General features: G+C 39.2%; 21 protein-coding genes and 1 pseudogene. 10 read left to right on the top strand and 12 right to left on the bottom strand.

All coding sequences use genetic code 11. The features are described 5' to 3' along the window. Window positions 1–291: pseudogene (locus K322_RS0112330) on the top strand (hypothetical protein); the annotation flags it as partial. A 504-nt stretch (window positions 292–795) separates the two neighbouring features. Further along, the gene (locus K322_RS0112325) at window positions 796–2,607 is read left to right on the top strand and encodes a DEAD/DEAH box helicase (protein WP_026627172.1); all 1,812 of its coding nucleotides are present in this window, start codon (window positions 796–798) and stop codon (window positions 2,605–2,607) included. A gap of 52 nt (window positions 2,608–2,659) precedes the next feature. On the opposite strand, the gene K322_RS0112320 is transcribed toward K322_RS0112325, so the two are convergent. From K322_RS0112320 to K322_RS0112285, 8 genes are all read right to left on the bottom strand, one after another. Beyond that, window positions 2,660–3,328, bottom strand: a complete 669-nt coding sequence (locus tag K322_RS0112320; RefSeq protein WP_026627171.1) for a helix-hairpin-helix domain-containing protein — start codon at window positions 3,326–3,328, stop codon at window positions 2,660–2,662. 90 nt (window positions 3,329–3,418) lie between these two features. Further along, the gene (locus tag K322_RS0112315) at window positions 3,419–4,003 is read right to left on the bottom strand and encodes a non-canonical purine NTP diphosphatase (protein ID WP_035332021.1); all 585 of its coding nucleotides are present in this window, start codon (window positions 4,001–4,003) and stop codon (window positions 3,419–3,421) included. A gap of 20 nt (window positions 4,004–4,023) precedes the next feature. Beyond that, a complete protein-coding gene (gene porN / locus K322_RS0112310; protein ID WP_026627169.1) occupies window positions 4,024–5,082 on the bottom strand; it encodes a type IX secretion system ring subunit PorN/GldN in 1,059 nt (352 codons plus the stop codon). Between the two features lie 67 nt (window positions 5,083–5,149). Then, entirely contained in the window at window positions 5,150–6,688 is a 1,539-nt protein-coding gene (porM, locus tag K322_RS0112305; RefSeq protein ID WP_026627168.1) for a type IX secretion system motor protein PorM/GldM, read from the bottom strand. 43 nt (window positions 6,689–6,731) lie between these two features. Further along, on the bottom strand, window positions 6,732–7,667 hold the full coding sequence (porL, locus tag K322_RS19330) for a type IX secretion system motor protein PorL/GldL (protein WP_051290777.1): 936 nt from the start codon (window positions 7,665–7,667) through the stop codon (window positions 6,732–6,734). A gap of 52 nt (window positions 7,668–7,719) precedes the next feature. Next, window positions 7,720–9,150, bottom strand: coding sequence for a T9SS ring complex lipoprotein PorK/GldK (porK, locus tag K322_RS0112295; RefSeq protein WP_026627167.1), 1,431 nt, complete (start codon window positions 9,148–9,150; stop codon window positions 7,720–7,722). Between the two features lie 127 nt (window positions 9,151–9,277). After that, entirely contained in the window at window positions 9,278–10,222 is a 945-nt protein-coding gene (locus K322_RS0112290; RefSeq protein WP_035332018.1) for a PorP/SprF family type IX secretion system membrane protein, read from the bottom strand. 244 nt (window positions 10,223–10,466) lie between these two features. Then, complete coding sequence (locus K322_RS0112285) at window positions 10,467–12,311, bottom strand: 4-hydroxy-3-methylbut-2-en-1-yl diphosphate synthase (RefSeq protein ID WP_026627165.1); 1,845 nt, start codon at window positions 12,309–12,311, stop codon at window positions 10,467–10,469. 338 nt (window positions 12,312–12,649) lie between these two features. Between K322_RS0112285 and K322_RS19325 the strand changes: the two genes are divergently transcribed. Beyond that, a complete protein-coding gene (locus K322_RS19325; RefSeq protein WP_035332016.1) occupies window positions 12,650–14,293 on the top strand; it encodes a mechanosensitive ion channel family protein in 1,644 nt (547 codons plus the stop codon). Here the strand turns inward: K322_RS19325 and K322_RS0112275 are convergent. From K322_RS0112275 to K322_RS0112260, 4 genes are all read right to left on the bottom strand, one after another. Beyond that, a complete protein-coding gene (locus K322_RS0112275; protein WP_134435557.1) occupies window positions 14,282–15,190 on the bottom strand; it encodes a hypothetical protein in 909 nt (302 codons plus the stop codon). The genes K322_RS19325 and K322_RS0112275 overlap by 12 nt on opposite strands. A 1-nt stretch (window position 15,191) precedes the next feature. Continuing rightward, window positions 15,192–16,601 (bottom strand): MBOAT family O-acyltransferase, encoded by a 1,410-nt coding sequence (locus K322_RS0112270; protein WP_026627163.1) that lies wholly within the window; start codon window positions 16,599–16,601, stop codon window positions 15,192–15,194. 119 nt (window positions 16,602–16,720) lie between these two features. After that, entirely contained in the window at window positions 16,721–16,990 is a 270-nt protein-coding gene (rpsO, locus tag K322_RS0112265) for a 30S ribosomal protein S15 (protein ID WP_026627162.1), read from the bottom strand. A 109-nt stretch (window positions 16,991–17,099) separates the two neighbouring features. Next, the gene (locus K322_RS0112260; protein WP_026627161.1) at window positions 17,100–17,504 is read right to left on the bottom strand and encodes a GNAT family N-acetyltransferase; all 405 of its coding nucleotides are present in this window, start codon (window positions 17,502–17,504) and stop codon (window positions 17,100–17,102) included. 166 nt (window positions 17,505–17,670) lie between these two features. Between K322_RS0112260 and K322_RS0112255 the strand changes: the two genes are divergently transcribed. From K322_RS0112255 to K322_RS0112225, 7 genes are all read left to right on the top strand, one after another. Beyond that, window positions 17,671–18,012, top strand: a complete 342-nt coding sequence (locus K322_RS0112255) for a winged helix-turn-helix transcriptional regulator (protein WP_035332014.1) — start codon at window positions 17,671–17,673, stop codon at window positions 18,010–18,012. Between the two features lie 170 nt (window positions 18,013–18,182). Then, window positions 18,183–19,193 carry a phosphate acetyltransferase gene (pta, locus tag K322_RS0112250; RefSeq protein ID WP_026627159.1) on the top strand — a complete coding sequence of 337 codons (1,011 nt, stop codon included), beginning with the start codon at window positions 18,183–18,185 and terminating at the stop codon, window positions 19,191–19,193. 56 nt (window positions 19,194–19,249) lie between these two features. Then, entirely contained in the window at window positions 19,250–20,215 is a 966-nt protein-coding gene (locus K322_RS0112245; protein WP_026627158.1) for a 3-hydroxyacyl-CoA dehydrogenase family protein, read from the top strand. Window positions 20,216–20,255: 40 nt separating this feature from the next. Then, window positions 20,256–21,455: an acetate/propionate family kinase gene (locus K322_RS0112240; RefSeq protein ID WP_026627157.1), complete on the top strand. Its 1,200-nt coding sequence runs from the start codon at window positions 20,256–20,258 to the stop codon at window positions 21,453–21,455. A gap of 173 nt (window positions 21,456–21,628) precedes the next feature. Next, window positions 21,629–22,675 carry an agmatine deiminase family protein gene (locus tag K322_RS0112235; protein WP_026627156.1) on the top strand — a complete coding sequence of 349 codons (1,047 nt, stop codon included), beginning with the start codon at window positions 21,629–21,631 and terminating at the stop codon, window positions 22,673–22,675. Window positions 22,676–22,685: 10 nt separating this feature from the next. After that, the gene (locus tag K322_RS19320; RefSeq protein ID WP_051290776.1) at window positions 22,686–23,714 is read left to right on the top strand and encodes a serine hydrolase domain-containing protein; all 1,029 of its coding nucleotides are present in this window, start codon (window positions 22,686–22,688) and stop codon (window positions 23,712–23,714) included. A 220-nt stretch (window positions 23,715–23,934) separates the two neighbouring features. Next, window positions 23,935–24,810 (top strand): carbon-nitrogen hydrolase, encoded by an 876-nt coding sequence (locus tag K322_RS0112225; RefSeq protein ID WP_026627155.1) that lies wholly within the window; start codon window positions 23,935–23,937, stop codon window positions 24,808–24,810. The last annotated feature ends 2 nt before the right edge of the window (window positions 24,811–24,812 follow it).

The following is a 24,812-nucleotide window of genomic DNA, read 5'->3' as shown; positions in this document are numbered from 1 at the left end:
TTCTTCTATATGCCCTCAATCAATATATCTACAACCACATTAGGTACTGCAACCAAAGACCTTTATGCTCAATATAAGACAGAGTATGGATCACCTATGTACAAAAGTACGGGAGCACCGTCGACAATACCGCACTTTGCGTCAGCCTCCGATCTGTTTTATTATGTAACATATCACGATCCGTCACGGATTACCATAAACAGTATCAGTGCTGCCGGTGTAATGAATTATACTACCATCAAGAAGGCAAATTACGATGATTATATAAATATTGTATTTGTCGTGAAATAAGTTTTAGACGGGCTATAAGATTCGGGTGGATAAGAGAAAACTTATCTGCCCGGATTTATTTTATCTATACAGAAAGAGTCCTCAAAATGGTTCTGAAAATTCAGGAAAAGCAAAAAGGTATCACTCGAAAAAGAGTGATTCCGCTGTTACTTTTGTTACCTTTTTGTAGAATAAAGCCACTATTGTACAATCCAAAAAAAGTCACTACCTTTGTGCCAGTTTTTATAAGGACTTAGATTCTATATATTTTCTACAAAAAGGAGAATCTGAATAAATAGTGTTATCTATCACCAAGGTAAAGGGGCTAAGAGTCTATATTCCATAAGAACAAATGAAACAAGAGATCAGGCAGCTTTTGAGAGTTGAGGATTATTCTTGTTGCAGGAATATAAATAAATGTTGGAATCAATTTCTCTGATTTCTTAGTCGTGTATAATATATATGCCTTAAGGTGGAGAGAATGATAGAAAGATTGTTTTCGACGGAAAATCTTTAAAATTTTTAATGAAGACATTTGAAGAATTAGGTGTTGCTCCCGAAATCAGAAGAGCAATCGAAGAAATGGGTTACGAAAATCCAATGCCCGTACAAGAGGAAGTGATTCCTTACTTATTGGATCAAATCAGAGACGTAATAGCATTAGCACAAACCGGAACAGGTAAAACCGCTGCTTTCGGACTTCCATTATTGCAGAAAGTTGATGTTAAACAAAATGTACCGCAAGCATTGGTACTTGCTCCTACTCGTGAGCTTTGTTTACAGATCGCCGGAGATTTGGCAGATTACTCAAAATATATTGATAACTTAAAAGTACTTCCTGTATATGGAGGTTCGAGTATCGAAAGCCAGATCAAAACATTGAAGAGAGGAGTGCAAATCATTGTGGCTACTCCCGGACGTTTGATCGACCTTATCAACCGTAAGACAGTTGAACTTGAAAACGTAAAATATGTGGTTCTGGATGAAGCAGACGAAATGTTGAATATGGGATTCACTGAAAGTATCGATGAAATACTTTCCAAAGTTCCTCAAGATCGTTCAATGCTTCTTTTCTCGGCTACCATGCCGAAAGAGATTGCCAAAATCACAAAGAAATATATGGAGTCTCCCAAAGAGATTACCATTGGCCGTAAGAACGAAGGTTCTAATAATGTGAAACATGTGTACTATATGGTTCATGCACGTGATAAATATCTGGCATTGAAGCGTATTGCTGACTATTATCCAAGTATATACGGTATTATTTTTTGCCGTACCCGTCGCGAAACTCAGGAAATCGCAGATAAACTGATTCAGGACGGATACAATGCCGATTCATTACACGGAGACCTTTCTCAAGCTCAGCGTGATTATGTGATGCAGAAGTTCCGTGTACGTAATCTACAGCTTTTGGTAGCTACAGACGTTGCCGCCCGTGGTTTGGATGTAGATAGCCTTACACACGTTATTCATTACGGATTGCCTGACGATATCGAGTCGTACAATCACCGAAGCGGACGTACAGGACGTGCCGGCAAGACTGGTATCTCTATTGCAATAGCTCACGTAAAAGAAAAAGGTAAAATCCGTGAGATAGAAAAAATAATGAATAAGAAGTTTGAGCAGCAGACTATTCCTTCGGGAGATGCTATCTGCGAAAAACAATTATTCGCTTTTGCCGATAAGATCGAAAAGGTAAAAGTAAACGAAGACGAAATCGGACGATTGCTTCCGGATGTTTACCGTCGTTTGGATTGGTTAGAGAAAGAAGATATTATCAAACGTGTAGTATCTCTCGAATTTAACCGCTTGATTGATTATTATCGTGAAGCTCAGGAGATTGAAGCTCCATCTGACAGATATTCACGTGAAGATCGTGGTACCAGCCGTGGCAATAGCAGAGACCGTTTCGAAGCTCGTGGAAACGGAGGTTCTCGTTCTGCCGAAAAAGGTTATTCTCGCTTGTTTATCAATATCGGACGTACAGATAATGTAAATCCTGCAACTTTGATGGGATTGATCAATGACTTCGTTCCCGGTAAAGTTCGTATCGGACGTATTGATTTGATGCAGAATTTCTCATTCTTCGAAGTACCCGAAGGTGATGCTCAGAAAGTGATCAGCAGTTTGAAAGGTCAGGAAGAAAACGGACGCCGTATCTCTGTCGAAGTAGCGCAGGGTGGAGCAGTTGCCGAACGTCGTGACCGCCGTTCATCAGGAGGTGGCGGTTATAACAACAGCCGTAGAGGAAGCAGCGATAGGGGAGGAGACCGTTCATTCTCCGATTCAGGAAAGAAAGAACACCGCAAGGGAGGACGTAAACCAAAGTTCTCGTAAGTGAGTAATTAACATATAAAAGAGGAATAATTATACGATTATTCCTCTTTTTTTATTCAAATCGAATATAAGGCTCTAGTCGTTCGAGATCTTTTGCCGTAAAGTGCTCACTCTCGGCAAGATCTTCAACCGATTGTATCTTGTTAATCATACGAATTGCTTTTATGGCTTCTACTTGCTGCTTGTTGAGGTAAGGGTGTGCTACTGAAGCCGTATTAATATTGAATGTATAATGTGGCTTTTTCAAAATGATATACGGCAATATTTTGCTGTACTTATTCATTGTAATGCCTTTGATCTCCCTTAACTGATCCAGACGGATAAATCCCCCCAAAGCGTTGCGATAATCGATTATACGCTCTGCAAATGTCTCGCCTATTCCCGGTATTCTCGTTAGAGTTTGAGCAGATACAGCATTGATATCGATTGTTTGTCCGTCTTTTAGTTTTTCAGGCTTTGCTTTCGAACTCTTTTTTGTCGGAGTAGAGTTGTTTTCATGAGAATCTTCATCTGTAACTTCGGGTACGGAAATAAGGCTTTCCTGGAATGTGTTAAAGTCCTTTTCCATTTCCTCTGTTTGGGCGATATAGGACGGATCAAGAGGTACAAACTTATGAAGTACCACATAGAAAATTCCGACAACAAAAAGGAGTATCAATAATAAGGTGATACCAATTCGATTACCTTTAGAATAATAGAAAAAGTCTTTCCATCGAAACATGGCAGCTTGTGTTAAGAGGATGTGTTGTTTTATAGTATTATAGCCGGATCGTCAGCTATATGTCAAAAGTGTTGTTTTTCTCCGATAGTTTTATTTCCTGAGAAATAAGGCAAGTTGCTCAACGGCTCTTGCCCGATGGCTTATTTCATTTTTATCAGCCAAAGTTAGTTCAGCAAAGGTTTTGTCATAGCCCTCAGGCTGAAAAACAGGATCGTATCCGAATCCGCTGTTTCCCCGTGCAGAAGTAGTTATAACCCCCTTAATCTTTCCTTCGAATACATACTTTTTCCCGTCTATAATAAGGGCTATCACTGTTCTGAACTGTGCATTACGGTTTTCTTTTCCTTCCAGTTCCTTTAAAAGTTTTGCCACATTGTCGGTTGAACTTTTCTGCTCACCTGCATAACGTGCAGAATATACTCCGGGAGCATTGTTAAGGGCTTCTACTTCGAGTCCTGTATCATCTGCAAAGCAATTTGTATGATAAGTGTCCCAAAGGTAGTTGGCTTTTATGAGAGCATTGTCTTCAAGGGTTTCTCCCGTTTCGGGTATATCTGTATCGTCACCGATATCTTTCAGACTTAGAATTTGATAATATGGTTCGAGTATAGCTTTTACTTCTTCGAGCTTATGTTCGTTATTGGTAGAGAATACCAGCTTTCTTGGCTTTTTCATTATCTGTTAATTATGAGACCTTAATTTCTTTTTCTGTTGCGCATACTCCGTGCCGGAGACGATTTCTGAGATTTGGCCTCTTTTTGTACGGCTGCTCTGTTGGTTGTGCCTATGCTTCCTCCATTATTGGAAGATCCTCCTGTTTCAGCCTTCTTGGATTTACCTTTACTATTTGCCTTTGCAACAGCCTGAGTGGCTATAATCGAGTCATTTATTACCCAAAGGCTGTCGTTAAATTGCTTCAATTGAGCTTCTATCTTTTTCTCTTCTTTCTTCCGTTGCACTGCATCAGGATATTGCTGAGCCAGAGAAAGGTCTCTGACGTTTGTTGTCTTGTAAATTTCTCCTTCGAAATTATGTTTGATAAAGAAGTCATTTATAGTCTGAGTCGATGCGTTGTTGAGGCTCGATGTCATGATGGGCATACGGGCGGCATACGGACGTATGTTTTCGTAAGGAATCCAAAACATCGGATAACGGGTGCTTTCTGCTCCGAAGTCGTCTTGTCTGAACATAACCGGACATATAGCTAAAGGTTTGACATCCACTACCGAATTGTTTTTATCGAAATACCATGCTTCTTTGATATAATAACCAAGGACCTCATTGCTCGGCATATCTACGTTCTCGACTATATATTTGCCGTTTTCTTCTTTATAAAGTATTTCGAACTGATCCAATATATCTTTAGGTGTCTGTTTGAATTCATCGGTGAATATTTCAGTACCATCCAACTGGTATTTATATACATCCAGATTACCCGATAGGAATTGATTAAATATCAGTGTAAAGAAATTCATTCTGCTTCCGATCGGATTTACCGGATAGTAAAGAGCCGCATTCTTCTCTTTATTCAGATCGAGAAAACGATAAATTTCACGAATCCACGGAGCATTGTCAATCTGCTGTGTTTGAGATTGATTCTTGATCTGAGCCCTAACCGATAATTGAGGTTCGGACGATTGCTGCTGGTTCTGTCTTCGGGCAATCCGCTCTCTCAGTGTTTCCTGAGCATAAACGGATGTTGTAACCAGTAGGCCACACATCATTATAGTGATTGCTAGAAATAATCTTCTCATTATCATAATGTACTGTAAAATAATAAATAGGTCTGTGACCTTATATCTTCATTCAAGGCCTGAGACCTTAATTAATTCTTACTTCAATAGCTGTCAGGTCTCTCTCGACTCCGTCTTTACCTCTTACCTTGACGTCTGAAATAAAGAAAGATTTACCTCTAGCCAATTGTCTTATCTGAGCTTTTTGCCTGTCGGAAAAGCTGCTTCCATTCGAAATTTCACGAACGGCATTGTTCATAGAATCGAAAAATACGGTACTGAAACGCAGTACGGTAAACTGTCTGTCGAGAAGTCCGTCATCTATAGAGGCTTTAACGCCGTCTGCTCCTACTATAACCGCCTTTGAGATACGTCCGCCTTTGAAACGTTTGCTGTTTCCTCCGGCGTCTTTATATTCGATATATGGAGTAGGATCGGGTAATAAGCGTACTCTGAATTCCTGATCGCTTACGAAGGCACTGCCGTTATATACCGATATTTTCATATTCGTTCCTGCTTTCGAAGGGGTAGCTATCCAATTGGCTCCCGACTTGGAAATAGAACCGTTGGTTGCACTTACTCTCAGTTGATCGTTCGACATACCCGGAACCGAAACTGTGAGAACGTTAGGTTCTCCCTGGTACAGCACATTTGCTTCTGCTACCTGAATAGTAGTTGTACGGGGTACGACATGGTATTTACTCTCAAATGATCGTACAATCGGAGACCCGTCTGGAGATGTCAGTGTAACTGTTCCTGCAAATACTTTATTTACTCCTACTGCTCCGGCCGGTATTTTGAATAATCCGCTTGTTGGATTGATTGCATTGCTGCTGAATGTGAGGTTTTTAGTAGTATCGACAGCCGATAAAACAACTTGTCCTTCATAATATCCTCCGGCTGTAACAAACTGGGAATTAGGTACAACCTGAGCTTCCAGCTTATTTACCCTGAAGTCTTTAGCTCCTATATTGTCATACAAATCAGCTAAAACCTCTCCTTGAGCCGAACGTATATCACTTTGTATCTTTGTCAGGAGGGTAATGGCTGCCGATGCCGGCATTTGCTCGAAAAGGGTTTCTTCCCATTTCTTGTTATCCAAGCGTCCCTTTTTGGGCACATTGGTATTTAATCTTTCGTTGATGATTGTTTTCTTAGATTCACTTGATACAAGGTTTATAGCTATGTCCCGATATTGATTTATTTCGGTTTTTAGCTTCGTTCCCTCTTTGTTAATGCCAAGCATGATGATGGGGGCTGCATCCAGATCTTCTTTGTGTTCGATTTCGTCGAGTTTTCCGTTTTTTCCGTCTGCTTGTTTTACAATCCGTAGTTTAAGATCCTGAATGTAACTTACCAGCTTATCAGATTCTTTCGAAAAATTATCTGCTTTGTTGTACCATTCGCTGGCTTTTACCGGATTCTGTTGATTTATCTGTTGTAGTTTATCGATGATCAGTTGATTTTGACCTTCGGTGCTCTTTATTGTTTGTGTCAAACCCTCTTCTACCAAGTCAAATCCATCCAGCACTTCGGACGAAACGTTGAGTGCCAGCATAGCGATAAACACCAGATACATGAGGTTTATCATTTTCTGCCTTGGAGACTTTGGATTATTTGATGCCATTTATCTTGTTTTTATGAAACGGATATTCAGTAAGTGGATTCTTTTAGGGTTGCTGAGGCGTATTCCCTGCCTGAGGGTTAAAACCGCCGCCCATATTCATATTGCTGGTCATAGCCTGTAACAGACGGGCATATACCCTGTTAAGTTCGGCTAGTTGCTGAGCCATCTTCTCTGTTTCATTTTTAAATACGGCACTGTCTGCCATCGATCCGTCGTATAGTTTTTTTATCCGGTCGAGTCCGGCATTAATATGCTCTATCGTATTTATTTGCCCGCTTACACCTTTTAGTTGTATTTCGTATATGGTATTCAGTCCTGCAATATTACGGTTAAGGGCTTCTATCTGCGTTACATAACCTTGAGTGTTATTTCCGATGCCTTCCGAATTATCGATAATAGTTTGGAATGATTTTAACAGAGAGTCCGAAATATTACCCAGAGATTCGGTTACCTTAGCAAATTTTTCCATGTTTTCAGACATCTGGGTGAGTTGGCTTACATACCCCTCGGAGGCTCCTACCACATCAGCCGAATTCATGGCTCCGCCTGTTATGGTTGTTCCCGAAGAAACAGAATGTGAAACAGTACCTGATTGAATATTTATTCCCGATGGAGATGTTTGTACACCTTGTACATTTGACTGAGTTTGTACAACTGGTCTTGTCGCATGTGGTCTTACCGCCTCTCTGTCTGCCTTAGGTACAAAATCTTCGTTGTCGGCAAGTACGGGATATACTTCTTCCCATTTGTAATCTTTACCGGGACTTTCGAATGCCGATAATAAGAATACGATAGCTTCGGTAATCATCCCGATCATTAACATCTGGTTACCAAAAGGCAGGTGGAGTATTTTGAAAAGTGCACCTAAAATTACGATCGCAGCACCAACACTATACACTATATTGAAAAAGCGTTTACCTGTGTTGCTGTCAAGATATTTCTCTACAAAATTCTTATATCGCCTGTATTTTTTACCCATTTTGTTTTTTATTATTTAGGGTTTGTTGATTGCTTAATGAAGGTCTGTAACCTTATTTTTTTGATTTCGAAAATCCGATTTGAGTTCTTACACAACGGAATCCGATATACGAACGGGGTTGATTCTGAAATTCGGCTTCCCGCATATCTCCTCGTATGAACCGACCTACGTCTTTCCATGAGCCGCCTTTTACCACCTTCTTTTTAATGGCATAAGGATCTTCAATTGCAGCATTGTATCTGTTTTCGGGGTTCATATCGCTCATCTCTTTGCTTCCGGCTTCGGTGTATTGTGTCGATGTCCATTCCGATACATTACCCGCCATATCGTACAACCCGAAAACATTCGGAGCATATGTTCCCACTCGGGAGGAAATGAGGTTTCCGTCTTTTGTGTAATTTCCTTCTCCGGGCTTAAAGTTTGCAAGAAAGCATCCTTTTTCTGACTGGGTTTCTTCCGAATCCCAAGGGTATTTGTTTTCGGAGCGTCCGCTGCGGGCTGCAAATTCCCATTCGGCTTCGGTTGGCAGACGAAATGGCTCGATATCCCTGCCTCCTCTGGCTCCGATACCCATTTTATAAAACATGGTTCGCCATTCGCAAAAAGCAGTAGCCTGTTCCCATGTTACCCCTACCACAGGATAATCGTTATAACCGGGATGAGAGAAATACATTCTCATATAAGGTTCATTGTACGCATTATTGAAGTCATTTACCCAAACAGTTGTATCGGGGTATATATTTACGATTTTTGTATTTACGAAATCAAATAAAGAACTCAACGGCCTGTTGATAGTCAGGTTCACAGGCTTACCGTTCTCATCGATAAACGCGGTATCCTTGGAGATCATAACCATCTCGTTAGGATCTACAACAATATCGGTGTTAAGTACGCGTTGAGATGGATTCAACCTGTTGTGCCGTTTTGCGGCTTCGGTATGATCAAACCATTCGTATTTGAAATTAAGCTGTTCGGGGTCGATTCCTCTTTCTCCTGTTATCGGATTTACCTTTGTTACGCTGAGAAGAGCTGCTTCTGCAAATTCGTCCGGACGTTTCCAGGGAATAGCTTTCTTCCAGTTAAGGTATGGCTTTACGGGGTCTCCGTATCGGTCCTCGGTTATTTTGTAGGTTTCATCATTTCCGAATGAAGGGTCAGCGAGCCTTTCACGGATAATGGAATCTCTTACCCAGTATACAAACTGCTTATATTCTGAATTTGTTATTTCCGTATCATCCATCCAGAAAGCATCTACAGAGATACCTTTGGCACTGGCAATCTGCCCCCATAGTGAATCGCTGTCGGATGGTCCCATAGCTATGTGCCCTCTCGATACTAATACCATCCCGAAAGGAGCAGGCTCGGCCCATGACGATCCGCCTGCGCCGACAAGTTCACCGCCTACACTTCCGGCTCCTCCCGGTTTTCCGCAGGACGAAAGTATAAGTAGGGCAGAGACTGCGGTAAAAATAGATTTCTTCATATTATCTGAGAATCCGGATCCCTTTATCATAAAGTCTTGTTTCTAAGGTCTGAGACCTTTTTATTGCTTTGGTCAGAAATCAGCCAAAGCCTGTTATACATCACTTATATAAAATAGCAAGAGGCCTTTAAAGTATTCGAATACTTTTATGGCTGTTTTGTCCTTTTTTTGTCAGCCGGACGGGTATATAATAGCGTATTACAAACTCGTGAGTTCCGCTGCTGGCCTTCGATATTTCGGATGTCGACAGGTCATACGCATAACCAAGATCAAATCCGTATACGTTCATCCCGAGCAAAAATACAAAACCGTCGTCTTTTCTCCAAGATATACCGCCATTAAACGTCTTATTATATACAACTCTGGCTGTTATATCGTATTGAGTGGCTTTTGTGTCTGTTTTTATCAGGACAGACGGTTGAAATTCGTATTTCGACCGTTTGAATCTTAAGTTATAGCCTGCTGTGAAATAATATATCCTGTTGATATCAAGAACTGTATTGTCGTCGATGTCGAATTTGGGTTGTGTTAAGTGGGTCGAAGATACTCCGATATAGTATTTGGGGGTTATCCAAGATATACCGATGGCGGCGTCAAATGATTTTCCGTTTGCTTCTGCCGCAGGTACATTTTCCTCGTAGTCTTTCAACTCTTCGGGAATGCGGATTTTTGTAGCATCAAAACCGATGTTGATAAATCCGGCCTGTACTCCTATATTTAAAGTATTCTTCTTCCAGCTTTTTTTAAAGACATATTGTCCTCCGACAAACATGTTTTTGAATAACCCTATCGATTCGGTATTAACCAGTACTCCCACCCCGTGTTTTCTATCCAGAAAGCGAACCGGCATATCTGTATTGATTACAAATGTCCGTGGAGCGTGTTCTATCCCTATCCATTGCATGCGGTGGAGTGCAGATGCTTGTATGGAATCTGTTTCACCGGCAAAAGAAGGGTTGAAAAAAGTTTTTGTTCTCCAGTATTGACTGATCTGGGCATCCCATTGAGCCCGAAGGTTCATAGTGAAGCATAAAATAATCAATACAGTGAGTGCTAAACCGCCGAATCTCATTAATACGTTCTTTGAGGCTGTAAACCTCTTTATTTCTTATAAAATAAATTTTCAGGGGCTAAAAATACGCTTTTTATATTTAACTAACACAATGTATTATAATTTATTAAGGTCTCACTATAAGTTACAGAAAGTATTTAATGACGTATTTTAAGCGATAACCGACTCTTGTTTCTCACTTGCAAAGTCAACAAATAGGTCTGAGACCTTAATACATTGTGCGTTATTTTATTCTGTTCAGTGTTTATTCCGGATCTTTCCAGTCTCCATTCTCTTTGATGAGTTGGACTAATCTTTCGACAGCCAAATCCGAAGGAATATTCTTTTCGATACAGGTTTGCTTTTTATACAGAGATATTTTACCCTTTTCAGCTCCAACATATCCGTAATCGGCATCAGCCATTTCGCCGGGACCGTTTACTATACAGCCCATTACTCCTATTTTCAGGTGTTTGAGGTGAGAAGTAGATTCTTTTACCCTTGCGACTGTCGATTGCAGATCAAAGAGGGTGCGTCCGCAGCTCGGACACGAAATATATTCTGTTTTACTGGTGCGTACCCGTGCTGCCTGTAAAATACCATATGCGTATGCATCAACTTTTTTATATTCGATATTTCCCGAATTCTGAAGCATCAGACCGTTTCCGAATCCATCGAGAAGTACCGCTCCTAAATCTGCAGCCGCTTTGATCTGAAGGTCTTCGGCTTCGTTTTCGTTGTATTTTCGCTGCAGGATAACGGGTATTTCGCAATCATTATTCATGAGAGTATGTATGAATGCCCGTTGTTCGCCGACACCGTTTATATGGTTGGTTGTAAGTATGATTACGATACTTTTATCGGCTTTAAGTATTGATAAGATATCGTCTGTCAGCTCAGGATAGCTCAGCCGGACAAATTTAATATCAGAATTAACTTGACCAGCCTTATTCAGATTGTCTTTAGTGAATAACGGATAGGTATTCTTCTCATTTGTCCATGTTTCGAAATCAATAATCAAAGAGATTGCCCTGGGGGTTCTTTCTGTCAGATTCTTACCGACGTAGATATAATCGGGTAAGAAGTGTACGTTAAAATCGAAATCGCCGTTTGATCTATCGGATATTATAACCGGGAGATGATCCGCTCCGATATTGCCGACGGCATAAGTTTGTCTGCGTAATGCAGAGAATGGAGAAAAGCCCGAATTTACGGTTGCTTTTATTTCCGGATGATTTTCTCTTTCTTTTATATAATTTGCCAGTTTTTTAGCTACCGGCACTTCGTATTCGGGGTCTTCACTGAGTGATACACGAATGGTATCGCCGATTCCATCCGATAGTAAAGCTCCTATACCAACAGCCGATTTGATGCGGCCGTCTTCTCCGTCTCCGGCTTCGGTAACACCAAGGTGCAAAGGAAAAGCAAGACCTTCTGCATTCATTTTTTCAACAAGCAGCCGTACTGCTTTTGTCATCACTACAGTATTTGATGCTTTCATGGAGATGGCTATATCTCTGAAATCTTCCTCGATACATATTCGAAGGAATTCCATGCATGATTCGACCATCCCTTCGGGAGTATCTCCATAGCGGGTCAGAATACGGTCTGACAGCGAACCATGGTTGACACCTATACGGACAGCTGTTTTGTGTTCTTTGCAAATATTGAGAAAAGAAGTCAGCTTAGTGCGGATTTTGTTTATCTCGGCAGCATATTCTTCTTCTGTAAGTTCTTTTCCGTCGAAAGTTTTCGCTCCGTCTACAAAGTTCCCCGGATTGATACGTACTTTTTCTACGTATTTTGCCGCTGCTTCGGCTGCACGAGGGTTGAAGTGTATATCGGCGACAAGAGGTGTTGAATAACCCCTCTTTCTAATCTCTTCTTTTATGTTTTTCAGGTTTTCGGCCTCTCTTACCCCTTGTGCAGTAAGGCGTACATAGTCGGCTCCGGCTTCGATGATCCGGATAGATTGTTCGACACTGGCTTCCGTATCATTGGTATTGGTACTTGTCATCGATTGTATCCTGATCGGATTATTTCCTCCAAGCGGCGTATTGCCTATGTTGGCAACAGATGATTGCCGTCTTTTATAATTGAAAATATTCATATTAAGTTTTTTAGCTTCATACAGGATTACTTACCTGCCATTGATTTCAAAAACGTAAAACACCCGGCTTATATTATATAAACGCATCAGTATTTTAGGTAATAACAAAGGTAGATATTTTTTGTTTCAGGATTTTAATTAAGCCTTCCGATTTATATGTATTATAGATAAATACGATTGCTTATTGATGTATCCGGAAGAATTGCTCTTTTATCAGATTTGATACATGGCATTAATTTTCGGTGGTTTTGGGTGTGGATAAAAAAATAATGCCAGCCGGAAAAATTGCTTTTACCGATATATAATTATATTTGCTGATTACTAATTGTGAAAAGTATATGTGCAAGGGAAATTCATACATCTTTTACTTTTTGTGTATCTTGGGTTTGTTAGCTTTTAGTTTAGATCCGGCATCCGCACAAAAGAGAAATTCTAAAAAGAATAAGAAGAAAGTTGAGGTATCGAAAGCAGATACGGCTCAGGTTGCTAAAATAGCCCCCGGAAAATCTCCGGTGGTTCCTTTCCGTGACACTATTTTCTTTGTATACGGCAATATCGGATCTTTTACAGCAAAACAACGAGCGGAAGCTATCAATGAAAGGATATCCAAGATGGAAGAGGATCCTTTTTTCGCAGAGGATTCAATGAAGCTTGTTGATGTAAACGGTAATATAAATATTATGTATAAGGGTGACATCATTATGAGTGTTGATACCCTCCAAGCCAGTTTCTTGAAAACTACACGTTCGGAATTAGCTCAAAACTATCTCGATGAGATTATTAGTTCCATCCAGAAGCAGCAGGATGAGACGAGTCTCAAACGTATTGCCATACAGATCGGTTATACCATTCTGATTATAGCTGTACAAGGTCTTATTATTTGGCTTATAATCAAGGGCACCCGTAGGGTGAGAGTCCTGATCTGGCTTCAGCGAGGCAGACATATAAAAAGCCTTGTAGGACTGATAGACGCTAATAAACAGGTGTATATATTAATCTTTTTGTTAAAGATATTACGCTTTTTTATCGTTATCTTTTCTCTATACTGGGGGTTATGGGCTCTGTTTAAGGTCTTTCCGGCAACTATGGGATGGGCCGATCAGCTCTGGGGATATGTTGTGATTCCGTTGAGATCTATAGCTAAAAGTGTGGCTGATTATATGCCCAAACTATTTACAATTCTTGTGATAATTGTCATATTCAGGTACGGGCAGAAGTTTATCAAATCACTGGCTGATAGGGTAGCCGAAGGCAAAATCACGATTAAAGGTTTTTATGCCGATTGGGCGGTTCCTACCTATAATATTGTGAGCGGTATTTTGTATATATTTATGTTTATCTTGATATTTCCTTATCTGCCAAAATCGGATTCGCCGATATTTCAAGGAGTGTCTGTGTTTGCGGGGCTATTGCTTTCGTTGGGATCGACGTCGGTTATCGGTAACCTTGTAGCAGGTCTGGTTATTACATATATGCGTCCTTTCAAAATCGGAGACCGTGTAAAGATGGATGATTGTGTGGGTAATGTAATCGAAAAAACGGCTTTAGTAACTCGGGTAAAGACATCTAAGAATGAGTTAATCACTATTCCTAATTCGAGTGTGATGAATTCCAAAACAATTAATTATTCGCAGTCTGCACGTGAATATGGACTGATATTATATACGTCCGTAACTATCGGCTATGATATTCCCTGGACTAGGGTACACGAACTATTGAAAGAAGTTGCAAATAGGACAGAGTTGCTATTAAAAAATCCGAAACCATTTATACAGCAAGAGGCTCTTGATGAGTTTTATGTATCATATCAGCTGAATGTATATACACGAGAAGCTAACCGGATGCCGCATATTTATTCGGAACTTAAGAAACATATTCAGGATGTATTCGGTGAAGCCGGGGTAGAATTGTTATCTCCTCATTACAGAGTGAATAAAAACATAGATGAAATTCCTCCTAAATCAGGAAGCCTACCGGTCTAAGCCTAAGTTCTTTATTTGACGGTAAAAATATTCTGTATATTTTTTTGCATAGGGATAATTCAGGTGTATTCCATCAGTAGTTTCGTACTCTTTCATGTCAGGACTATCGATATATGTATATTTATCCCGGGGAAAGTTATGATAAAAAGCAGACCTTACAGCAATACACCGGGGTGAGTTCTCCAGTTGATGTTGTATCGGCATTTCAAAGAATATAATTTTTGTTCCATGTTCTTCCAGTACAGAAACATATTTACCCAAGTCTTTCATTGTTTTGTCAATGTCTGCAGGCTCAATCGAAAATCGTTTCATCTGTCTGGGGATTATCTCTGTTTCCATCGGGTTTGCATTGATGCTCTTATTTTTCATATTTGAGTATGTATTCTCAGGTATAATTTTATGTATTCCAGACTGTAATACGTATAGAGTATATAACGACAGTCTATGTCCTATTGGAAATGCAATGAATGATATTGGCTGTTTTCCGTCTCTGAATGCTAAAAAATGTTTTCGCAATACACACATCAGTGGATTATTTAATGACGAATTGAATTCTTTATTCACAGGGCGGTCAATAAAATTCATTTCGATGAATAGATAACGGGGGTAAATATTCTTTTTGGCTAATGAGTTCAGTCCATCAAATGCGCTCAACCCTCCATAAGACAGATTATAAAAGCCCGGAAGGTCTTCTCCTCTTAATCTAAAGGCTAATGATGAGCCGACAATAAAATGATTTATAGAGTCGGTGTTGTTATATAAGAATCTTTGTACCGTTATTTGGTTATCTTGCCATTGGTGCTCCGAAGTATACTTATCCGGATTTGAAAAATATTGGATAAATATAATATAGGTTGAGATAATGATAAGAAATGTAAGAAGTGTCTTTTTTATCATGTCAAAATTGAAAATATATAAATGACCCACTTATGCCGCTGTTAGTTGCAATAAAGAATAAGAGTATTGCATATACTACATATTCTTTGCTCCGTATAATCGTTATTAGTTTTGACTCTTTGTATAAGTAAAGGAAATGATAAACTATCACCGGAAACGAATATAGGAAAATATACATATTGAGCTTTACATTTCCCTGATTTGTAATATTATTTCCCATTGCCTGAAAATACTTAATTACATGGCTGAAATCGGGAAGTTTGAATAATAACCAAGCAAGGGTTACCATTATGAAAACAAAGAGTCCTTTAAGTATCAATACCGATTTCGGTAGTTTTATTTTCACATTGTCGTTTACGAGCCGTTCGATAGCCAGCATTCCTCCATGGAATAAGCCCCATGTCGCATAACTCCATGCAGCTCCATGCCATAGTCCGCCTAATACCATAGTTAAAAGGAGGTTGAGGTATGTCCTAAATTTTCCTTTCCGGTTACCTCCGAGAGGAATATATAAGTATTGCATCAGGAATGTAGATAGTGATATGTGCCATCTTTTCCAGAACTCTTTGAAGGAGGTCGATATGTACGGGAAATAAAAGTTTGTTTGAAAATCGTATCCGAATAATTTTGCAAGTCCTATTGCGATCAGAGAGTATCCTGCAAAATCGGCGAATATTTGTATCGAATATCCGAATAGCATAGTGCACAGGTCGATTGTAGAGTATGCCTCAAAATAAGGATAGGCAATCCAAAATGTGAAATTTTTGAGATTATCGGCAACTACCATTTTCAGAAAATAGCCGGTAATGAGTGTTTTGAATGCGCTTTCCCATGCTATATTTCTAAAATTTTTTTCGGCTATCTGCGGATAAAAATCGTGTGCCTTCAGGATAGGTCCTGCGATGAGGTGCGGAAAGAACGAAATAAAGAATAGAGTCCGCTGTGCATGTCTTGCTAATGAAGGGGTAACTAAAGTTGTGGTTTTATCTTCTTTTTTATCTCGCCATACATCTATAACTAAACTTATTCCTTCGAATGTAAAGAACGAAATACCTATGGGTAAAGGTATCTTGAGCAGAAAATGTCCGACAGAACTGTCTGCCGAAAATAGTGTTTGCGAAATAAGAGGACTGTATTTAAAAAAGGCTAATCCGGCAAGATTTAAGACAATACCTGAAACAGCTATTAGTTTTCTGTTTTTTTGATTTCCGTACACTACATAATAACTGGTAAGTATATTAATCGAGGCCGAAAATAACAGAAGTAAAGTAAACCAAGGTTCATCGTATGCATAGAAAAACAAACTGGCTATTACTAATATAGAAACCTGGTATTTTCTTAAATAGGGCAGGTAATATATGGAGAAGGTAATAAAAAACAGAACAAGAAAGGGTAGACTCGTGAATAACATTTGATGCTAAGTGTCTGCGAATATTCAATAATACGTGAAAATAGTCCCTGTGAGAAGAAAAAGAAAAAGTTACTACATGATTTCTCGAAGTAGTAACTTTTGTTTCGTTCGGAAAGATTTTACTTTCTGATACCTAGTTCTTTGATGATAGCACGATATCTTTCGATATCTACTTCTATCAGATAGTCAAGTAAACGACGACGCTTACCTACTAACATTTTAAGAGAACGTTCAGTGTTATAATCTTTATGATTTGACTTCAAGTGATCGGTCAAATGCGAAATACGGTACGAAAACAAAGCAATCTGAGCTTCTGGTGAGCCAGTATCAGTGTTAGACTTTCCGTATTTAGCAAAGATTTCTTTCTTTTTTTCAGAATCTAAATACATGATTTCTTTTTATTTTGATTAAAATTCGGCACAAAGATAAGAGTTCTTTTCTGTTATACAAAAGATTATGATTTTTTTGACATAAAAATAAAATCTTCTCTTTTTATTCTTATGTCCACAAAGATGTAATAAACATCGGTGTTTTATCTTCTCCGCTTTCAAAACCACAGTTATGGTAAAATGGCACCTCTTTGTTGTAGGCGATTAGTATGATTCTCATAAAGTCGCTGTACCGTTCCTTTATTTTATTTATGAGTTGTTTGCCTATGCCCTTTCCTTGATATTCGGGGTCTATGAGTAGATAATGGATATAAGCGTTCATAATGGTGTCGTCCATTGCGCTTATCAAGCCGATTAGCTTATCGCCGTCCCATGCCGAGAATACAGAGCCGGAATGTTTCATGGCTATAACTAGTTTTTCGGGATAGTGCCCCGAAGACCATTTTACAGATAAAAATAAATTCTGCAATTGCTGAGCTTTAAAATCGACGGTGTCTTTGAATGTAATGTTCATATTGAAATTGTTTTTGTTGAAATTGGAATAAATATAACGTGTCGTTTTTTTGATGGAATATGTTATATTTGAGAGATAAAGATATATTTATGTGTATTGAAATACAATAAGTTATATTTTGTCAGAATATAACCTGAAGGTTAGTATTGCTATTTGTCAAAGAATTATGTCAGGAAAATTTGCGAAAAAAAAATTATGTTCCGAACGATGCCCCTTTAGGGTTGTAATGGATCGATTTGGAGATAAATGGTCTGTACTGATCATTAATACATTGTCGGAAAATGGGGTGATGCGTTTCACTGAATTATCATCTAGCATAGATGGTATATCCCTTAAGATGCTGTCCTCGACCCTTCGTGTGTTGGAAGAAGATGCTTTTGTGTTGAGAACAGTTTATCCCGAAGTTCCACCCAGAGTTGAATACGAGTTGACCTCATTAGGACGGGAGATAGTGTCGTATATAAAGTCTATATCTGATTGGGCTGTACAAAACATCAAAATAAAATAATAAGGGATAAACCTTTCTGTGAAAAATTCGTTTATTATATAATTTGTTTGCATTTTTCTTTCTTTAAATTGCAAACTCCATTTTACAATTCATTATATTTGTAAGGATAATTGTAAACGTGAAATATTATATATCTATCTCTACAATAAAAAATAAAATAACAAAATATTATGGACTTGATTAATCAGATTATTGAAAGGGCGAAAGCTGATAAGCAACGTATTGTATTACCTGAAGGTACTGAAGAAAGGACACTTAAAGCAGCAGATAAACTGGTGGCTGATGGTGTGGCTGACATAATTCTTATCGGTAATCCGGATGAAATAAAAAAACTTGCATCGCAGTTCGGTCTGAACAATATTGATAAAGCGACGATTGTTGATCCTAAAAACAACGCAAAGAAACAAGAGTACGCAAACTTGCTTTTTGAATTGCGTAAAGCAAAAGGGATGACACCGGAACAAGCTGCTACATTAGCTCAAGATCCATTGTATTTGGGATGTTTGATGATTAAAAACGGTGATGCCGATGGTGAAATTGCCGGTGCACAAAATACTACCGGAAATGTTTTGCGTCCTGCATTACAGATTATTAAAACAGCACCGGGTATCAGCGTAGTATCAGGGGCATTTCTGATGTTTGTAGAAAACAATCAGTATGTACCTAATGGTATTCTTGTTTTTGCAGACTGTGCTGTAACTCCTAACCCTACAGCATCTCAATTGGCTGAAATTGCAGTTGCGTCGGCGCATACAGCCAGAGCTTTGGTTGGAGAAGAACCAAAAGTGGCAATGTTGAGTTTCTCAACTAAAGGAAGTGCCAAAGACCCGATGGTAGACAAGGTCGTTGAGGCTACGGCATTGGCAAAACAAATAGATCCGTCGCTTCAGATTGATGGCGAATTACAAGCCGATGCAGCATTAGTGCCATCAGTAGGAGCAAGCAAGGCTCCGGGCAGTAAGGTTGCCGGAAATGCTAATGTATTGGTATTCCCTTCACTTGAGGTTGGTAATATCGCATATAAATTGGTTCAGCGTTTAGGTGGAGCCGAAGCGGTAGGTCCTATTTTGCAGGGTATGGCAGCTCCCGTTAACGACTTGTCTCGCGGTTGCTCAGTAGATGATATTTATAAATTGGTAGCTATTGCAGCTAATCAGGCTATCGCTGCAAAGAAGAAATAGGGAAGTAGACCTTTCTCTATCATAAAACTTAATAACGGAATATATAATAATTACATATGGCTGAAATAAAAGAACCGATAGAAGGTTATGGACTAAGCAAAAAAGATGGAGAAAAAGCATTATTCTCTAAGATAGGCGTAGTCGGTTGTGGTCGCGACGGGCGTAGTATTGTAAACCTGACGGCGCAATCGGGGCTCGAAGTTGTCTTTATCGAAATATCGGAAGACAAAATTCAGGATGCTCTTAGAGAGATAGAGCATAGCCTTGATACAAAGATAGAAAACTGGGGGTTAACCCAGAGTGAAAAGAGAGCGACAATGGGTCGCATAACCGGTTCGTTGGATTATGCCGATCTGAAAGATTGTGATTTCGTAATAGAGTGTATCCGCTACGAAGCGAATGGAGAACGCAGTATTGCCTTGCGTAAAGAAGTTTTCCGTAAATTGGAAGAGGTTCTTGCTCCCGATGCAGTTATTGCGACAAATGCAACAACCGTGATTATCAGTGAGCTTTCGGCAGACCTGATACATAAAGACAGATGTGTAAGCATTCATTTCCCTATACCTCACAGTGATGCCCGTTTGCTCGAAATAGTGAAGGGTATCTTCACTACATCTGAAGTGTCGGAAAAGGTCATCCGCTTTGCAAAGCTTATTAAACATATTCCTGTTGAAGTGCGCGAGAGCAGCGGTCTTGTGAGTATGCGTCTATTGGTGGTGATGTTGAATGAAGCCTGCCACATATTAATGGAAAGCCTGGCCTCCCTCGAAGATATTGATAAAGAATTTACAATCATATATGGACAGCGTTACGGTATATTTGAACTAGCGGATCTTATTGGCATAGAAAAGATTGTTATGCTGATGGAAGATATGTTCCACGAATATGGCGATAAGAAATATAAAGCCTCACCGATATTGTGGAGACTTTATCACTCAAAACAATACGGAGCGAAAGAGAGACGTGGTTTCTATATCTATGATGAAGCCGGAAAGCAGTTGGGACCTAACAATTTAATTTAAGGTCTCAGACCTATTTTACCGTTACTTAACAAGAAGATTTATGAAAGTATTAGTATTGAACTGCGGAAGTTCATCCATAAAATATAAGCTTTTCGATATGGAAAGCAAACATGTCATAGCTCAGGGAGGAATTGAAAAGATAGGTTTGAAAGGTTCTTTTCTTAAATTCACTCATGGTGCGGACAAAGTGGTTCTTGAAGGAGAAATTCTTGAACACAAATCGGGAATCGAATATATACTTGGAGTATTGACCAGTGAAAAATATGGTTGTATAAAATCTTTGAGTGAGATTGATGCCGTGGGTCACCGTGTAGTACATGGAGGAGAAAAATTCAACAAGAGTGTGCTTATCACCGACGAAGTAATGACAAAAGTAGTCGAATGTATAGACATTGCACCTCTGCACAATCCGCCGAACCTTGCCGGTATTAATGCCGTAAAAGATTTGATGGGAGATATCCCTCAGGTAGCGGTATTCGATACGGCTTTCCATCAGACTATGCCTGCTAAGGCGTATATGTACGGATTGCCTTATTCTCTGTACGAAAAATATGCGATCAGACGTTATGGTTTCCACGGAACCAGTCACAGGTATGTGACCCGTCGTGCATGCGAATTTCTAGGAGTACCTTACGAAGATCAGAAAATAGTATCGGCTCATATTGGTAACGGAGGTTCACTGGCTGCTGTAGTGGGTGGAAAATCAGTCGATACAAGTATGGGTATGACTCCTGTCGAAGGACTTTTGATGGGAACACGTTCGGGTGATGTGGATGCCGGAGTACTTTCGTTTATTATGGAGAAAGAGAATATCGGACCTCAAACCATGTCTACTATTGTGAACAAATTCAGTGGAATGCAAGGTATATCGGGTATTTCTTCGGATATGCGTGATATTCGTGCCGCTATAGACAATGACGGTAATAAGAGAGCCGAACTGGCATTCGATATATTTACATATCGTATCCGCAAATATGTAGGAGCTTACGCTGCTGCTCTTGGCGGGTTGGATGTGCTTATTTTCACAGGAGGTATTGGTGAGAATCACTCTATATCGAGAGAAGTGATTTGCAAAGATCTAGAATTTATGGGAATTAAACTCGACTATGATATGAATAACCAGATACATGGAGATGAGGCTGTAATCAGTGCGCCGGATTCGAAAGTGAAAGTGGTGGTTATTCCTACAGACGAAGAGTTTATGATCGCATCGGATACGATGGAGATCGTAAGTGCTTAACATATAATTGAGGGTAAGTATAACAGCAACGCTAATCAGAGTTATAACTTTCAGTTGCAGTTATACTTACCAACTCTATAAAAAGGACTGTGACCCTATATGCCAATTGGAGCAAAAAGTGTAACTTTACGCAATATTAAATAAAAGATCGAAGATCTTAACGTATTGTTACAATGGCAAAAAAGGTAAAAGAAACATCATATTTTTTTCCACCCGAGTGGTACAAACAGAGTGCTATCCAATTGACATGGCCTCATTTCGGGACGGACTGGAACTACATGTTAGAAGAAATAGTTTCGTGTTATGTGAAAATAGCACGCACTATACTTAAATATCAGAAACTTGTTATCGTATGCAGAGATGCTTCGGCTGTGAAATTTCAGTTGGAGCCCGATAAAGTTGCACTTAAGAATCTGAAATTGGTAGAACTGCCTTCGAATGATACCTGGGCTCGTGATCATGCGGGGATTTCGGTATTCAATGGAAAACAAAAACTTCTGCTCGATTTTACATTCAACGGGTGGGGACTGAAGTTTGCATCTAACTTTGATAATCAGATTAACAGAGGTTTATTTGCTAAAGAAGTTTTTGCCAAAAGTGTAAAATATGTCAATAAAAAAGACATTGTTTTGGAAGGTGGAGCTCTGGAATCTGACGGACAGGGCACTTTATTAACTACTTCGGAGTGTTTACTTTCTCCCAATAGAAATTCGTCTTATACTCAAAAAGAGATAGAGCAATATCTTACCGAAACTTTCGGTCTGAAAAGAGTATTGTGGCTCGATCATGGATATTTGTCCGGAGATGATACCGATAGCCACATTGATACTCTTGCGCGTTTTTGTGACGAACATACCATCGCTTATGTGAAGTGTGATGATCAAGAAGATGAACATTACGAGGCTTTATCTAAGATGGAAGAACAGCTTTGTTCTTTTAAAGACTTTGAAGGTAATCCTTATAACCTGATAGAGCTGCCGATGGCTGCCAGAGTGATGGTAGACGGAGAACGTTTGCCGGCTACTTATGCAAACTTTTTGATAATGAATGAACTGGTGATTGTTCCGTTTTACAATACACCGAAGGATCAGGTTGCAGCAGAGCAGCTTCAGAAGGCTTTCCCTACGAGAGAGGTAATCGGCATAGATTGTTCAGCAATTATCAAACAGCATGGCTCATTGCATTGTATAACCATGCAGTATCCCGAAGGCTATTTATAAATAATATTTGATGATGAAATGGTTTACAGTCTTGTTGTTTTGGCTGTTATCTATATCTCTCCTTGTTGGGCAGAATTGTCCTTATGTTTCTATTGACTCTTTAATCAATAAAAAGTCAATAAGACCTTTTAATGGAGTTATTCTTGTCCACCGGAAGGGAAAAGTGGTTTATTCTTCACAAAAAGGATATTCGGATATTGAGAAAAAAATAGCATTATCTGACAATGACCGATTCGTCATAGGTTCTGTTTCGAAACAGATTACAGCCGTGATGATTTTGAAAGAGTTTGAGAAAGGGCGTGTTGAGTTAGATAAGCCAATAAAAAATTATTTGCCCGAATTGACGCAAGGTTGGGCTGACTCGGTAACTATTCACGATTTACTTTGTCATACTCATGGTATAGTTGATATGAATAAACCAAGTGTATTTCCTAACGGCGAAAAATTTTTGTATTCTCAAATCGGATATAAGTTATTGGCAGATATATTGGAGCACTTGAATCATAAAAGTTTTATTGATCAGTCGGACTCATTATTCCGTAGTATAGGAATGAACAATACTTTCCATCCGGATTCAAAAAGTTCTCTAAATTTGGTGAAATCCTACAGAGAAGACAATGGTTCTATAGTCGAGGAAAAGGAAAATACGAAAGATGTGATTGTTGCCGCAGGAGGTTTTATCTCAACCGTACAAGATCTTTTTATTTGGAATGAAGCTCTCTTTGGTGATAAACTTTTGAGGAAAGAAACTCTATACCTGATGGTAACGAAACAGTCGAATGCTGTCAGAAATCATCCCATCTTTGGGCAATTACATTATGGGTATGGCATTACAGTTGATACGTCAGAGAATCTTATCCTATTCGGACAGACGGGATATATTCCCGGTTTTGTTTCTATGGATTTTTATTTTCCTGAATACGAAACAGGAGTAATAGTTCTTGAGAATATCGATTATGACACTGATAACATAAAGAAAACATTTTTCTATCATACGTGCATTTTAGATCTAGTGAGAAATTCTCTGATTGAGAATTAAGAATTTTATCTATAATAAGGAAATCCGGGAGCATAGATCGGTTCTGTAAATAACTATAAATAGAAATAATTAAGATTTGTCTTATCAAAAAGGAAAAGGATACAACTAAAAAAAGTATACTTTTGTGTAACCTTTGTTACCTTTTGATATTATAAGGCTGATTATTAAAAACTGATTCACGTTGTTAAATAATTAGGTCTCTGACCTTAAAATAAGATTTATGAAAGTAGGAATCGTGCAACAAGCTAATTCGGCAGATATCGCTGCGAATGTAGCCAAGTTGAAAGAAAACATAACAAAACTAGCAAAACAAGGAGCAGAACTCGTTGTATTACAAGAATTACATAACTCATTATATTTCTGCCAAACAGAAGAGACTTCTGTATTTGATCTGGCAGAAAGCATTCCCGGTAAATCAACCGACGAATTCGGGGCGTTAGTGAAAGAACTAGGCATTGTATTGGTTCTCTCTTTATTCGAAAAGAGAGCTCCCGGCTTATATCATAATACAGCTGTTGTGATTGAAAAAGACGGAAGCATTGCAGGTAAGTACCGTAAAATGCATATACCGGATGATCCTGCGTATTATGAGAAATTTTACTTTACACCCGGAGATCTGGGATTTCAGCCGATTGAAACATCTTTAGGTAAATTAGGTATATTGGTTTGCTGGGATCAGTGGTATCCCGAGGCAGCCCGTTTGATGGCTTTAGCCGGTGCAGAGGTCCTTATTTATCCGACAGCTATCGGATGGGAATCAACAGATACTCAAGATGAGAAAGACCGTCAGAGAAATGCATGGATCATATCCCAGCGGGGACATGCAGTAGCCAATGGCTTGAATGTGATATCGGTAAACAGGGTAGGGTATGAATCCGATCCATCGGAACAAACTAACGGCATTAGTTTTTGGGGCAGTAGTTTTGTCGCAGGTCCACAGGGAGAAATCCTTTGGCAGGCATCAAATGATAAAGAAGAAACACAAATAATAGATGTTGATATGAAACGTTCGGAAGATGTTCGGCGCATCTGGCCATTCTTTCGAGATCGTCGTATTGATGCATTCGGAGATATTACACGCCGATTTATTGATTAATT

The organism is Indolivaga capnocytophagoides DSM 22835 (assembly GCF_000426485.1).
Taxonomy (GTDB): Bacteria; Bacteroidota; Bacteroidia; order Bacteroidales; family Dysgonomonadaceae; genus Dysgonomonas_A; species Dysgonomonas_A capnocytophagoides.
This window is presented reverse-complemented; position numbering and strand designations above follow the sequence as displayed.